Here is a 14,194-nt window from a genome sequence, read left to right as displayed (position 1 = left end):
TATACGTTGAAAATAAAAGGTATTCCGCGAGCACGTTATTGGCAACATTGGTGGATTAGCATGTTGCTTTTGAGTTTTTCAACTTTAATTGCAATTGGATTAGCGATTCACTTTTCAGTAGATCGCGTGTTTTGGCCAATTGCTTTGATGGCACATTTGAGTATCAATTTGATTTTTTCTTTTGTATTTTCCGCTTTGCAAACTTATTTTAAACATACGGTGTGGCAAAGTGTGGTGTTGATTAATATCACAGCTGTGTTGTTGATTGCCATTCATGCAATGTTTTATCTACAAACAATAGATTGGAATGCTGTTTCAGAAGCTCAGCAGCAACTGAGTCTTTTACAGCAAGTGATTCACAGTGATATGGCACTGTGGATAGTGTACATGCTGCCACTTTTGGTCGTAATGCTCATTGCTGCAATACAAAAATATAGATACTCATGAACGAAAAACTAAGCCATCGTTCTGACTTTTTGTACGCTAAAAATCACCGCAAAAATGATCGCCATAGTCATCACAATACTTAAACCTGTCGAAATATTTAAGCCCGCACTTGACCATAAACCTACGCTGACTGCAATTTGCGCCACAATAAATGCCCAAATCACCATTTGTTTAGGCGAGTGAGCCAATAAACGTGCGGTTAAGGCGGGAATCACCAGCAATGCGCCCATCAATAAAGAGCCGACTGCACGTAAAGCCAATACCGTAAATAATGCCAACAACAACATAAAAATCAGGCGTTGCCATTGGGCATTCACGCCTTCACTAACCGCAATATCAGGGTCAATTGCGATTTGAATTTGTGCCTGCCAAAATTTATACAGCACCGCTAAAGCAACAATAATCACTAGGGCAAATACAGGTAAATCTGCCCATGAAATGGTGAGTAAATCACCAAATAAATAGCTCAGCAATTCAGGACGCAAACTTGGAATATGCTGAATAAAGAGCAAACCTGAACAGAGCAAGGTCGCAGAGCAGAGCGCCAATAATGCATCATTCGGCAACCGTGGATCATGTAAAATCCACAAAACACCCACCAATAATAATGCCAAGAATGTCACGCCCATCCACAGAGGTAAACTTAACGCGCCTGCAATTGCCACACCCAATAAAGTGCCATGCGCCATCGTATCGGCAAAAAAGGACATGCGTCGCCACAGCATTAAACAGCCAAGTGGGGCGGTCAAAAATACCAATAAACTGCCCATGATCCATGCAGGTAACAGCAATTGTAGCCAATCCATCATGGGTTAAGCTTCCGGTTCAGGGTGAATATGAGGACGTGAATCATGCTGACAAGGCTCGGCATGATCGCCATGGGCGCAGTGTTCATGGTGATGTTGATAAAACACTCGATTGGTTCCAAAAATAGCTTGGTATTCAGGATGTTGCTGTACATTTTCGGGCAAACCGCTACAGCAAATGTGTTTATTTAAACAGACCACACGATGCGTGCCTTGCATGACCCATTGCAAATCATGCGACACCATCAATACCGCACAGCCATATTTGCTGGGTAAGTTGCGCACATAGTCATACAGTTCAGCTTCGGACTGAATATCTAGTCCTTGCATCGGCTCATCCAGTACTAAAACATCAGGTTGACGTAATAAGGCGCGTGCCAATAGCACCCGTTGCCGCTCACCACCAGACAGTTGTTGTACTTTTGAATCTTGCAGTTTGGCAATGCCAGTATCGCGGATAATTTCTGCTTTAATTGCGTCTGGGCATTTTTCTAAAGCCAGTAAATCTTTCACTCTTAAAGGCAAGCTGTGTGAAGGATTAAACTTTTGCGGCACATAAGAAAAGGTCAATTTGCGAGCATTTACGAGCTTGCCTGCATTTGGTTTGACAATGCCAAGCAAGACTTTAATTAGAGTCGATTTTCCTGCGCCATTGGGGCCAATTAGCGTGACAATTTCACGTGCATGTAATTCAAAATCGACATTTTTTAAAATATCGCGCTCATCTATTCGCACCTGAATATTGTGCAAGGCGATGAGCGGTGCAGTGGTTATTTGCTGTTGCACTGCTGACATTTTCCAGAAATCTCAATAATGCTGTGATGCGGGCTAAAGCGGTCAGAGGCTGCCAACTGATCTAATTGCTCTAATAAACCTTGCGCTGAAGCTTCTTTAACGACTTTACATTCAGTACAGATCAAAAAAGCCGCTTGGTGTCCTTCACGTGGATGACAGCAAGGAATATATGCATTGATTGAAGTCAAACGGTGAATTAGTCCTTTTTCCAGTAAAAAATCCAAAGTACGGTACACCGTTGGCGGTGCTGCAGGACGATCAGACTCACTTTTAATTTTCGCCAATAAATCATAAGCACCCATTGGTGCAGATGCCTTGAGAATGAGTTCCAACACTTCTTTACGTAGCGGTGTTAAACGAGCACCTGTTGCCGCACATAAACTTTCAGCTTCGGCAAGACGTTGATCGACATTGTGATGGTCGTGAACGCCATGTAATGCATTGTGATGCTCGTGCGAACATAAGCTCATAGCCACCCCAGTTGAACTTTAAAAGAAAAACGACAGTAAATCTTAGCATGAAGCGTTATTAGTTTCGATTATACGTAGGTATTTTTATAAATTTGTTATATTATAACATTTGTCGATTTTTCGTGATATGCCGCAATGTTTCGTTTATTTAGTTTCTGTCTTTTAGCGTTATGCAGTACTGTCAGCATGGCGCAGGCTTTGGTGGTGTCTACCCATCCTATCTATTTGATTGCCCAAAAAGTCACGCAAAATATCGAAACACCCACGTTATTACTGGCAGATCAAACAGGGCATGATGTATCGCTCACGCCTGCACATCGAAAAATCATCCAAGATGCGGATTTAATTATTTGGCTAGGTAAGGCGCATGAAGCACCGCTAGAACGTGTATTACATCAAAATCCTAAAGCGATTGCTTTATTAGATACGGGCATTATTAAAACTTTGCCGCAGCGTTCAGAACGTGGTGCAGCATTAAAAAATACAGTAGACAGCCATGTCTGGCTAGACCCAAACAATGCGGTGCGTATCGGCTTCTTTATTGCCGCGTTACGTTCTCAGCAAATGCCTGAACATCGCGATGCTTATTGGAACAACGCACGTGCCTTCGCACAGAGTTTATTCAAAAGTGCAAGTCAGTTTCAGACTCAAACTGCAGTACAGCCATATTGGGCTTATCACGATGCCTATCAATATTTAGAACGTGCCTTAAATTTAGAATTTTCTGGGTCGATGACCAATGATCCGCATATTGCGCCAACAGTCGCACAAATTAAATATTTGAACGATCACCGACCAAATCCAAAAATGTGCCTACTTGCAGAAGGACATGCCAGTAAAAATCAGTATATGAAATTGAATCCAATTGTGTTTCAAAAGGTCGATGAAAGCATGCGCGGTGCAGATGATTTTGTGCAAGCGTGGCAGCAATTAGCCAAGCAAACCAAGGCTTGTGTATTAAATGCACGAAAATGATGCGTTTTTTAAGCAAATTTGAAATATGACAATTCCGAGACAAACATGCAAAAAAACACGACTAAGGTCGGGAAACGATTGCATGTTCAGGGGGCTAACTCTATAATGCCTGCGATAAAAAACGATCATCAGTTGAACTTGTCAAGCATTAATGCTGTGAGTGGATAAAAAAATGAGCCGAACTAGTCGCTTGATTGACCGACGATTAGCTAAAGCTTTGGTCTTCTTACAAGCATTCATGATTCCAGTTTCAGCCCTGATAGCGTGGGTCTTGAAAGACTCAACGGCTGCCTTAAGCGCTGCACTTGGTGCTAGTGTTTGTTGGTTGGCAAGTTGTTATTTTTCATGGCAGTCGTTTCGAGCAGCAGGTGCACGAGCGTCCAGACAGGTTCTTTCGAACATGTATAGAGGAATGCTCGGTAAGTTTGCAATCGTGATCGTAGGATTCATTTTAATTTTAAGCAATGTACAGCCGTTATCCCCGGTGGCATTGTTTTGTGGTTTTATGCTCGTTCAAAGCATGTCGTGGGTTGCGCCATTTTGGGTGTCACGATTACAAAAACGAGTCTAAACGCAGCAAAAATTGAAAAGTTTTTCAGGAATAGGCGAGATATCAAGCAGCACGCGATGTTCGTTTGTTCTATTAGTTTTTTTACATTGACCAGGTGTGATTTATGGCTGCTGAAGAACATGCCCTTACTTCGACCGAGTATATCAAGCATCACTTGACCAATATGACCTATGGCAAAATGCCAGACGGTTCATGGAAGTTGGCTGAGTCTGCTGAAGAAGCTCAACAGATGGGGTTCACTGCTATTCACTTGGATTCAATGGGTTGGTCTATCGGACTTGGTCTGATCTTCTGTTTATTGTTCTGGATTGTTGCGAAAGCTGCAAATTCAGGCGTGCCTGGTAAATTCCAGTCAGTAATTGAAGTGATTATCGAGTTTGTGGATTCAAGTGTACGTGATACCTTCCATGGGAAGTCTCGATTAATTGCACCCTTAGCATTAACCATTTTCGTGTGGATTTTCCTCATGAACTTGATGGATTTAATCCCTGTTGACTTTATTCCTTATGTAGCTCAACAGGCGATTGCATCTATGCTGGGTGTGGACCCTCATCAGGTTTACTTTAAAATTGTTCCGACTACAGATCCAAACATTACCTTAGGTATGTCTATTTCTGTATTCTTCTTAATTATTTTCTATAGTATTCGTGAGAAAGGTGTTGGCGGCTTCGTTGGTGAGTTGGCACTTAACCCATTCAACCCAAGTAATCCAGTTGCTAAAGTGCTTTTAATTCCATTCAACTTATTGTTGGAATTGACTACTTTCTTGGCGCGACCAGTTTCATTGGCTCTACGACTGTTCGGTAACATGTATGCGGGTGAGTTAATCTTCATTCTTATCGCGTTATTACCGTTCTGGATCCAGTGGGCATTGTCTGTGCCTTGGGCGATTTTCCACATTTTGATTATTACGCTACAAGCATTCATTTTCATGATGTTGACTATCGTGTACATGAGCATGGCAAGCGAAAAGCATTAATGGTATGGCCTAACTGTCATCGGGCGGTTGGGCACACAATTTTTTAACTTAATTTGGTATAAAACCTAACCTCTGAGGAATTATCATGGAACTCACTTTAGGTCTAGTTGCAATTGCATCTGCTATCTTGATCGCTTTCGGTGCTTTAGGTACTGCGATTGGTTTTGGTCTTTTAGGCGGTCGCTTCCTTGAAGCTGTTGCTCGTCAACCAGAATTGGCTCCACAACTTCAAACTCGTATGTTCTTAATCGCAGGTCTTCTTGATGCTGTGCCTATGATCGGTGTTGGTATTGGCTTGTTCTTCATCTTCGCTAATCCATTTGTAGGTTAATCAGCTTAATTCCGAAATTCACTATTTGAGGAATTTGCAATGAATATCAACCTCACATTGTTTGGCCAAGCGATTGCATTTGCGATTTTCGTCGCATTCTGCATGAAGTTTGTATGGCCACCACTAATCAATGCGATTAGTGAGCGTCAGCGTCGTATTGCTGACGGCTTAAATGCAGCTGAGAAAGCCAAAGCTGATCTTGCCGATGCGCAAGCTCAAGTGAAAGCTGAATTAGATGCAGCTAAAGCACAAGCGGCTCAATTGATCGAACAAGCGAATCGTCGTGCAGCACAATTGGTAGAAGAAGCGCGTACCCAAGCATCTGCTGAAGGTGAGCGTATTCGTCAACAAGCGAAAGAAGCTGTTGATACAGAAATCAATTCTGCTCGCGAAGAATTACGTCAACAAGTAGCTGCGCTTGCAGTAACTGGTGCAGAGAAAATTCTTAGCCAGCAAGTTGACGCAGAAGCTCACAATGCCATGCTGACTCAGCTGGCTGCTAAACTTTAAGAGAGAGGCAGATTATGGCTGAACTCTTGACGTTGGCACGCCCATACGCTAAAGCAGCATTTGCTTACGCTTCTGAGCAAGGTGCAACTGACAATTGGTCAACAGCACTTAACTTGCTCAGTGCTGCGGTGCAAGACGAAGCATTTTCAGCTTACTTAAATCGCCCTGAGCTTACGCCTGCTGAGCAGGTGAGTATTTTTGCCAAAGTTTTAGGTGAAGACCAAACTGCAGCAGTGTCAAACTTTTTGACATTGCTTGCTGAAAACAACCGTTTGGCTTTGCTTCCTGAAATTCAAGCAGAATACGAACAGCTCAAATCACAGAATAACAATACTGTGGATGTTGTGATTGAATCAGCATTCCCATTGACTTCTGTACAAGAACAAATTCTTGCTCAAGCGTTAGAAAAACGTTTCGCTGCGGCAGTAAATGTTTCTGTAGAAGTGAACCCAGCGTTAATTGCGGGTGTGGTTATTCGTGCAGGCGACCAAGTGATAGATGATTCTGCGCTTAACAAGCTTGAAAAAATGCGGACACGTCTTTTAGCTTAATTGCGAAGACTGAACTAATAAAAGATTGAGGTATAGCGCAATGCAACAACTGAATCCATCCGAGATCAGTGCGCTCATTAAACAGCGTATCGGCGATCTGGACACCAGCGCGACCGCTAAAAACGAAGGTACCATTGTTATGGTATCCGACGGTATTGTGCGCATTCACGGCCTTGCTGATGCAATGTACGGTGAAATGATCGAATTCGACGGCGGCTTATTTGGTATGGCACTGAACCTAGAACAGGATTCAGTGGGCGTCGTTGTTTTAGGTAACTACTTAAGCCTTCAAGAAGGTCAAAAAGCACGTTGCACAGGTCGTGTATTAGAAGTTCCGGTTGGTCCAGAACTTTTAGGCCGTGTGGTAGATGCTTTGGGTAACCCAATTGATGGTAAAGGCCCTATTGATGCAAAATTAACTGATGCTGTAGAAAAAGTAGCACCAGGCGTAATTTGGCGTCAATCAGTGGATCAACCTGTTCAAACTGGTTATAAATCAGTTGATACCATGATCCCTGTAGGCCGTGGTCAACGTGAGTTGATCATTGGTGACCGTCAAACTGGTAAAACAGCAATGGCGATCGATGCGATCATCGCTCAGAAAAACTCTGGCATTAAGTGTGTATACGTAGCAATTGGTCAAAAACAATCGACTATCGCAAACGTAGTACGCAAGCTAGAAGAAACTGGCGCTATGGCGTATACAACTGTTGTTGCAGCAGCAGCGGCAGATCCAGCAGCAATGTTGTATCTTGCTCCGTACTCTGGCTGTACAATGGGTGAATACTTCCGTGACCGTGGTGAAGACGCGCTTATCATTTATGATGACTTGTCTAAGCAAGCTGTTGCGTATCGTCAAATTTCATTGCTTTTACGTCGTCCACCAGGTCGTGAAGCGTATCCAGGTGACGTGTTCTATCTACACTCGCGTCTACTTGAGCGTGCTTCTCGTGTATCTGCTGACTATGTTGAGAAATTCACTAACGGTGAAGTTAAAGGTCAAACTGGTTCTTTAACTGCATTGCCGATTATTGAAACTCAAGCAGGTGACGTATCTGCATTCGTACCAACCAACGTAATTTCGATTACAGATGGTCAGATCTTCTTAGAAACATCATTATTCAACGCGGGTATTCGTCCTGCTGTGAACGCGGGTATTTCTGTATCGCGTGTTGGTGGTTCTGCTCAAACTAAGATCATCAAAAAATTGTCTGGTGGTATCCGTACCGCTTTGGCGCAATACCGTGAATTGGCAGCGTTTGCTCAGTTCGCTTCTGACCTTGACGAAGCAACTCGTAAGCAACTTGAACATGGTCAACGTGTAACTGAGTTAATGAAGCAGAAACAATATGCGCCATACTCAATTGCTGACCAAGCTGTTTCAGTTTATGCATCTAACGAAGGCTATATGGCTGACGTAGAAGTGAAGAAAATCGTAGACTTTGATGCTGCGTTAATTTCTTACTTCCGTTCAGAACATGCTGCGTTAATGCAACAAATCGATGAAACTGGTGATTTCAACAAAGACATCGAAGCTGCAATCAAAGCAGGTATTGAAAGCTTTAAAGCGACTCAAACTTACTAATTTAGCATTGGCTAGTTAGAGGTTTGGTTCACGGAATCAACCTTCGGAAGCCTGAAAGGGCTTTCGAATACTAGGTTAAGCGTATGGCAAATTTAAAAGAAATTCGCGCCAAAGTTGCTAGTATCAAGAGCACGCAAAAGATTACTCGCGCGATGCAAATGGTTGCTGCTTCTAAGATGCGTCGTGCGCAAGAGCGCATGGCTCAAGGCCGTCCGTATGCCGAAAATATGCACCGTGTAATTGCTCATTTGGTACAGGCGAACCCTGAATACAAACACCGTTATATGATTGAACGCCCTGTAAAACGCGTTGGTTATATCATCGTGTCTTCAGATCGTGGTTTGGCAGGTGGCTTGAACATTAACTTGTTCAAGAAAGTTGTAAAGCATGTACAGCAACAACAAGAGCAGTCAATTGAAGTTCAGTTTGCTTTAATTGGTCAAAAAGCGGTTTCGTTTTTTAAAAACTACGGCGGTAAAGTGCTTGGTGCAACTACAAACGTAGGTGACGCGCCAAGTCTTGAACAGTTATCTGGCTCTGTGCAAGTGATGTTAGATGCGTACGATAAAGGCGAGTTAGATCGCATTTACCTCGTGTCAAACGGCTTTGTCAATGCCATGACTCAAGATCAGAAAATCGAACAACTTGTTCCTTTAGCAGCTGCTGAAGAAAACAAGACTCTTAACCGTCAATACGGTTGGGATTATATCTATGAACCAGAAGCTGAAGAGCTGTTAAATGGTTTATTGGTTCGTTACATCGAGTCTATGGTTTATCAAGGTGTGATTGAAAACATCGCATGTGAACAGTCTGCGCGTATGGTTGCAATGAAAGCTGCAACAGATAACGCAGGTGAACTGATCAAGAGCCTACAACTTATTTATAACAAGCTGCGTCAAGCCGCGATTACTCAGGAAATTTCTGAAATCGTTGGTGGTGCCGCTGCCGTTTAACATTATTAGTTTGAATTGAGGAGACAGCAATGAGTGGCGGTCGTATCATTCAGATCATCGGCGCGGTTATCGACGTCGAGTTTGAACGCAACAGCGTTCCTAAGATCTATGACGCTCTCCAAGTTGACGGTACTGAAACTACATTAGAAGTTCAGCAACAACTTGGTGATGGCGTAGTTCGTACTATTGCAATGGGTTCTACTGAAGGCCTTAAGCGTGGTTTGAACGTAACTAACACTAACGCTCCAATCTCTGTACCAGTAGGTACAGCGACTCTTGGTCGTATCATGGACGTTCTTGGTCGCCCTATCGACGAAGCTGGTCCAGTTGCAACTGAAGAGCGTTTACCAATTCACCGTCAAGCGCCTTCTTATGCAGAACAAGCGGCTTCTACTGACCTTCTAGAAACTGGTATTAAAGTCATTGACTTACTTTGCCCGTTCGCGAAAGGTGGTAAAGTTGGTCTGTTCGGTGGTGCGGGTGTTGGTAAAACCGTAAATATGATGGAGTTGATCAACAACATCGCTAAAGCGCACTCAGGTTTATCTGTATTCGCTGGTGTTGGTGAGCGTACTCGTGAAGGTAACGACTTCTATCACGAAATGAAAGACTCTAACGTTCTTGACAAAGTAGCAATGGTCTACGGTCAGATGAACGAGCCGCCTGGTAACCGTTTACGCGTAGCGTTAACTGGTTTGACTATGGCTGAGTACTTCCGTGATCAAAAAGATGAGAACGGTAAAGGTCGTGACGTATTATTGTTCGTAGACAACATCTACCGTTATACACTAGCAGGTACTGAAGTATCAGCACTTCTAGGTCGTATGCCATCTGCAGTAGGTTATCAGCCTACACTTGCAGAAGAGATGGGTGTTCTTCAAGAACGTATTACTTCAACTAAGTCTGGTTCGATTACATCTATTCAAGCTGTATACGTACCTGCCGATGACTTGACTGACCCATCACCTGCTACAACGTTCGCGCACTTAGACGCAACTGTAGTATTGAGCCGTGATATTGCATCTCAAGGTATTTACCCTGCGATCGATCCACTAGACTCAACTTCACGTCAGTTAGATCCATTAGTTGTTGGTACTGAGCATTACGAAATTGCTCGTTCAGTTCAAAACGTTCTTCAACGTTATAAAGAATTGAAAGACATTATCGCAATTCTTGGTATGGACGAATTGTCAGAAGAAGACAAACTTACTGTATACCGTGCACGTAAGATCCAACGTTTCTTCTCTCAACCGTTCCACGTAGCTGAAGTATTTACTGGCGCGCCTGGTAAACTTGTACCGCTTAAAGATACAATTCGTGGCTTTAAAGGTCTTCTAGCTGGTGAATACGATCATATCCCAGAACAAGCGTTCTATATGGTTGGTGGTATTGACGAAGTGATTGCTAAAGCCGAGAAACTTTAATTAGCAGCTCTAATTTAGGAGATTCTCATGGCGACTATGCAATGTGATGTTGTAAGTGTAAAAGAGTCTTTGTACTCGGGCACTGTGACTATGCTAATTGCAAAAGGTGCTGGCGGTGAACTCGGTATTATGCCGGGTCACGCACCACTGGTAACTTTGCTTCAGCCGGGTGCAATCCGCGTTCTGCTGGAAAATGGTACAGAAGAATTAATCTATGTATCTGGTGGCGTTCTAGAAGTTCAACCGCATGTTGTTACGATTCTTGCAGATACTGCAGTTCGTGCAGAAAACTTAGATGAAGCGGCAATTATTGAAGCGCGTAAACACGCTGAACAATTGTTGGCCAATCAAAAGAGCGATTTGGACTCTGCTGCTGCTTTGGCTGCTTTGGCAGAAACTGCTGCACAGTTGGAAACCATCCGCAAAATCAAAAACCGCGCACTTTAATTGTCGGTTTAAGATTGAAAAAAGCCACTCGAAAGAGTGGCTTTTTTTATACTGTTTGGAATTGAAGTCTTATCTTTGCTTAGGATGCCATATTGGTGGTATCAGTAGGTTGATTCGATTCGCCCTGTAAAATCATCCCCGCCAGCTTTAGCATTTCAGCTTGAATACTCCCCATTTGCTGTTCCAGTTTCTTAAAGTCCACTTTGCTTAAATCGACTTGTCCATTTAAAAATGGTGAAGCCAAAACTTGCTGATTGGCAGCCAATAAGTTTTGACGGATGGTATCAATTTCCTGTGTTTTTAAGTCTAGGCTGCTTAGTGTTTGATTGAAGCCTTGTAACTGCTGTTGTAATTGAGTCGCTGCAATTTGTAATTGTTGTGGATCTTGCGCATCTACAGCGGTTTGCAATTCAGACTTGGTTTGATTCAGTTGTTCGACATATTGACCCGCTTTGAGCTGTAGATCAGCCACATCGCGCACAATATAGAACATATTGCCACTGCTTAATGGAGCGTTGGTTGGGTTTGTATTGCTGTTGGATGATGCGCTGGAATCATCTTGATTAGTTGTTTGCGTTTGCGGCGTGTTCATTTGATCACAGGCGCTGAGTAGCAAGGCAGAACTCAATAGTGCAAACGGAAGTAGTGTCTTCGAAGATACATTTTTCATATTCATGTGATTTTTGGTACTCATTGAGAATGAATATAAAACGAAAATATGAATAAAAAACAGATTGTTGCAAAGCAATAACAAATCTTAATTTTTTTGTCTAAATCAAAAAAAATAGGAGTTTTAAAGAAACTCCTATGAATTACACTTCTTTAATAAAAGAAAAATGATCATAAGTAATGCGTCGAATTGATATTGATAGTCCCTTCTCTTGCGCCATATATGGCTCAGGATGAGGAATATATTCCGCAAGAGGATGAGGGAGCTGAATTATTGATTTAAAGAGAATTTATGAAAGAACTCTTTAACTTGCTGAATAAAAAATTATTTAGCCAATTCAGCCTCAATCGCTTCTACAATGCGCGGGTCATCTGCGGTTAAATCTGGGGCAAAACGCGCCACCACTTCACCTTGTTTATTCACCAAAAACTTTTCAAAGTTCCACAATACTTCAGGTGGTTCATTTGGGGTTAAGCCGTAATCAACCAAATCTTTCCACCATGGGCCTTCACCAATACGTTCAGGAATTGCTTGCGTTAAAGCCGTGTAAAGAGGATGTTTTTCTGCACCCACGACTGGAATTTTAGCAAACAATGGAAAACTCACCTGATAATTCAGTGAGCAAAATTCCTGAATTTCTGTATCGCTGCCCGGTTCTTGTGCCAAGAAATCATTCGATGGAAAGGCTAAAATTTCTAAGCCTTGTGCCTGTTTTGCTGCGTAGAGTTGCTGTAAGCCTTCGTATTGCGGGGTTAAGCCACATTTTGATGCCACGTTCACGATCAACAACACTTTTCCTGCATATTGATTTAATGTGGTTTCCGTACCCTGATTGGTTTTTACTGCAATGTCATAAACTGAAGTGCGCATAGTTGCTTCCTAGAATCTGTATTTTACCGCTACTGTTGTAACTGTAATTTTTGGGTACAGCAAGTTTTATAGCAAAGAAATTTACGACACTGATGGAATCCCGCATAGCCGTGATATTGCGCAGAAAAATGTAATTCGTATCTGCATTTTATTTTATTGATGGATAAATCGAGCGAAAAGTGCCATAAATAGACACTGGGTTTTTAGCACTTTGCATCACAAGTCAGTTATAGAAAAGGGTTTCACAGCAGGTATGCTGTTTGGTACAACAAGGATGATGAATACATGATACGGTCAGATAAAGGCGTATTTTGGGCAATTTTATTGCCATTGATTGCGGTATTGATTTGGTCTTTAAATATTGCAGTAACGAGGTATGTGGCGGAGTATATTTCACCCGTCAGTATCAGTTTTTATCGCTGGTTGATTGCTTTTCTGATTTTAACCCCGTGGATATTGCCCAAAGTTTGGCAGCAGCGTGAGTTGATTCGTCCACATTTGAAACAGTTGGCAGTGCTTAGTGCTTTTGGTTTGGTGCTGTATCAAGGTCTAAGCTATACCGCAGCCAATTACACCACTGCAACCAATATGGGCATTATTAATGCGTTTATTCCCATGTTTACGGTTTTGGTTTCATTGCTGATCTTAAAAGACATTCCGACACGATTTGCGGTTTTGGGCTGCATTATTTCATTTTCGGGTTTGTTGTATGTGATTGCACAAGGAGATTTGCGTCAACTCAGTCAGCTGACAGGACATGCGGGCGATATGCTCATGGTTTTGGCGGTATTTTTTTACGCCTTTTATGGGGTGTTTTTAAAGAAATGGAATTTAAAATTGCCGCTCATGCTGAGTCTTTATGTGCAAATTATATTCGCCTTACTTTACCATCTGCCATTTATTTTGTGGTTCGGCTTGGATCATTTAAATAGCCAAAATGGTTTAAGTGTGCTGTATGCAGGTATATTTCCTTCAATTATTGCACCTTTGGTATGGATGTTGGCCGTTCAATATTTAGGGCCAAATCGCACCAGTATTTTTATGAATTTGATGCCTGTTTTCACGGCTATCATTGCATATTTTTGGTTGGCAGAAGTGTGGGGGAGTTATCACAGTATCGGTGGATTGATTATTTTAACGGGTATTGTGTTGGCACAAATGAAAGCACGCGTACACATTCAAGCAAAAAGTTGAGTTTAATTGGTGTTTTTTTGATCACATAAAGGTGTATTTAAAATGCCTTTTATTCAAAATTTATACAGTATTGAGTGTTATGAGTTATGACAGTTTTTTTAATTTTTCTAAAATAATTGTAAAAATAGTAAGATAATTTAAATTGTTAAGAAAAAAAGATGAATCTTTCATTGAATATTTGTCTTGGATTAATAGGAAAAATCTATTTGTATAGTCGACTAAATTACTCCATAATTCACGTACTGAAAATGATCCACAGTATTCAATAATCAGTGAAATATCATTTGCAGCAAGATTTTCAAACCCTCTGGATGTGCTTTTATACACATCCTTTTTATGCTCAACCATCCCTATATGGTTGAGCTTTTTTTTATCCACTGGAGCGTAAAACCTCGTGGTTCAGCACGAGGATATAAGCGACTGGAGTAAATCATATGAACGACACGAAATGTCTTTTTAAATACTTGTACTATAGTCACTATTAAGAAAAATACTGTTAAAATAATTGGATGAAGACACTCAAATTACGCATAAAAGACAAACATTGCAGACACTCAAATTACGCATAAAAGACAAACATTGCAAGGTGCTAAATCAGTTAGCATCCGAAGTAAAT

18 protein-coding genes are annotated in these 14,194 nt (G+C 41.8%); 12 read left to right on the top strand and 6 right to left on the bottom strand.

Features of this window, described 5'->3' with window-relative positions; genetic code table 11:
* Nucleotides 1-6 precede the first annotated feature (6 nt).
* Nucleotides 7-447, top strand: a complete 441-nt coding sequence (locus tag HX743_RS08745) for a hypothetical protein (RefSeq protein WP_178319013.1) — start codon at nt 7-9, stop codon at nt 445-447.
* Between the two features lie 8 nt (nt 448-455).
* Here HX743_RS08745 and znuB read toward each other — a convergent pair whose 3' ends face one another.
* The 3 genes from znuB to HX743_RS08730 are packed head-to-tail and all read right to left on the bottom strand — an operon-like array spanning nt 456 to nt 2,518.
* Nucleotides 456-1,256, bottom strand: coding sequence for a zinc ABC transporter permease subunit ZnuB (znuB, locus tag HX743_RS08740; RefSeq protein ID WP_167845687.1), 801 nt, complete (start codon nt 1,254-1,256; stop codon nt 456-458).
* A gap of 3 nt (nt 1,257-1,259) precedes the next feature.
* Nucleotides 1,260-2,048 carry a zinc ABC transporter ATP-binding protein ZnuC gene (znuC, locus tag HX743_RS08735; protein ID WP_131261255.1) on the bottom strand — a complete coding sequence of 263 codons (789 nt, stop codon included), beginning with the start codon at nt 2,046-2,048 and terminating at the stop codon, nt 1,260-1,262.
* The gene (locus HX743_RS08730; RefSeq protein WP_004970151.1) at nt 2,024-2,518 is read right to left on the bottom strand and encodes a transcriptional repressor; all 495 of its coding nucleotides are present in this window, start codon (nt 2,516-2,518) and stop codon (nt 2,024-2,026) included. Before HX743_RS08730 ends, znuC begins: the two co-directional genes overlap by 25 nt.
* 135 nt (nt 2,519-2,653) lie before the next feature.
* Between HX743_RS08730 and HX743_RS08725 the strand changes: the two genes are divergently transcribed.
* The 10 genes from HX743_RS08725 to HX743_RS08680 all read left to right on the top strand — a co-directional run bounded on the left by HX743_RS08725 (nt 2,654) and on the right by HX743_RS08680 (nt 10,844).
* Nucleotides 2,654-3,493 (top strand): metal ABC transporter solute-binding protein, Zn/Mn family, encoded by an 840-nt coding sequence (locus HX743_RS08725; protein WP_178319012.1) that lies wholly within the window; start codon nt 2,654-2,656, stop codon nt 3,491-3,493.
* A 172-nt stretch (nt 3,494-3,665) separates the two neighbouring features.
* A complete protein-coding gene (locus HX743_RS08720) occupies nt 3,666-4,064 on the top strand; it encodes an ATP synthase subunit I (RefSeq protein ID WP_004970147.1) in 399 nt (132 codons plus the stop codon).
* A gap of 103 nt (nt 4,065-4,167) precedes the next feature.
* Complete coding sequence (gene atpB / locus HX743_RS08715; RefSeq protein ID WP_004970145.1) at nt 4,168-5,043, top strand: F0F1 ATP synthase subunit A; 876 nt, start codon at nt 4,168-4,170, stop codon at nt 5,041-5,043.
* An 85-nt stretch (nt 5,044-5,128) separates the two neighbouring features.
* Nucleotides 5,129-5,374 carry a F0F1 ATP synthase subunit C gene (atpE, locus tag HX743_RS08710; RefSeq protein ID WP_000424060.1) on the top strand — a complete coding sequence of 82 codons (246 nt, stop codon included), beginning with the start codon at nt 5,129-5,131 and terminating at the stop codon, nt 5,372-5,374.
* A gap of 39 nt (nt 5,375-5,413) precedes the next feature.
* Nucleotides 5,414-5,884, top strand: a complete 471-nt coding sequence (locus HX743_RS08705) for a F0F1 ATP synthase subunit B (RefSeq protein WP_004970142.1) — start codon at nt 5,414-5,416, stop codon at nt 5,882-5,884.
* A 14-nt stretch (nt 5,885-5,898) separates the two neighbouring features.
* Nucleotides 5,899-6,435, top strand: a complete 537-nt coding sequence (locus HX743_RS08700; RefSeq protein WP_004970141.1) for a F0F1 ATP synthase subunit delta — start codon at nt 5,899-5,901, stop codon at nt 6,433-6,435.
* 40 nt (nt 6,436-6,475) lie between these two features.
* Nucleotides 6,476-8,020 (top strand): F0F1 ATP synthase subunit alpha, encoded by a 1,545-nt coding sequence (gene atpA, locus HX743_RS08695; RefSeq protein ID WP_019837172.1) that lies wholly within the window; start codon nt 6,476-6,478, stop codon nt 8,018-8,020.
* A gap of 83 nt (nt 8,021-8,103) precedes the next feature.
* Entirely contained in the window at nt 8,104-8,973 is an 870-nt protein-coding gene (atpG, locus tag HX743_RS08690; protein ID WP_096902733.1) for a F0F1 ATP synthase subunit gamma, read from the top strand.
* Between the two features lie 29 nt (nt 8,974-9,002).
* Complete coding sequence (gene atpD / locus HX743_RS08685) at nt 9,003-10,397, top strand: F0F1 ATP synthase subunit beta (protein WP_004970134.1); 1,395 nt, start codon at nt 9,003-9,005, stop codon at nt 10,395-10,397.
* Between the two features lie 27 nt (nt 10,398-10,424).
* The gene (locus HX743_RS08680) at nt 10,425-10,844 is read left to right on the top strand and encodes a F0F1 ATP synthase subunit epsilon (protein WP_004970132.1); all 420 of its coding nucleotides are present in this window, start codon (nt 10,425-10,427) and stop codon (nt 10,842-10,844) included.
* 79 nt (nt 10,845-10,923) lie between these two features.
* Here HX743_RS08680 and HX743_RS08675 read toward each other — a convergent pair whose 3' ends face one another.
* Nucleotides 10,924-11,514: a hypothetical protein gene (locus HX743_RS08675; RefSeq protein ID WP_178319011.1), complete on the bottom strand. Its 591-nt coding sequence runs from the start codon at nt 11,512-11,514 to the stop codon at nt 10,924-10,926.
* 324 nt (nt 11,515-11,838) lie between these two features.
* Complete coding sequence (locus HX743_RS08670) at nt 11,839-12,384, bottom strand: glutathione peroxidase (RefSeq protein ID WP_004970127.1); 546 nt, start codon at nt 12,382-12,384, stop codon at nt 11,839-11,841.
* A 285-nt stretch (nt 12,385-12,669) separates the two neighbouring features.
* Here HX743_RS08670 and HX743_RS08665 point away from each other — a divergent pair, with 285 nt between their 5' ends.
* A complete protein-coding gene (locus tag HX743_RS08665) occupies nt 12,670-13,578 on the top strand; it encodes a DMT family transporter (protein WP_096902732.1) in 909 nt (302 codons plus the stop codon).
* 84 nt (nt 13,579-13,662) lie between these two features.
* Here HX743_RS08665 and HX743_RS08660 read toward each other — a convergent pair whose 3' ends face one another.
* Nucleotides 13,663-13,956, bottom strand: coding sequence for a hypothetical protein (locus HX743_RS08660; protein WP_228258776.1), 294 nt, complete (start codon nt 13,954-13,956; stop codon nt 13,663-13,665).
* Nucleotides 13,957-14,194: the final 238 nt, after the last annotated feature.

The sequence above is a fragment of the Acinetobacter sp. Swhac1 genome, assembly GCF_013390985.1.
GTDB classification, from domain to species: Bacteria; Pseudomonadota; Gammaproteobacteria; order Pseudomonadales; family Moraxellaceae; genus Acinetobacter; species Acinetobacter towneri.
The sequence above is the reverse complement of the archived record's forward strand: the minus strand, read 5'-3'. Positions and strand labels throughout refer to the sequence as shown.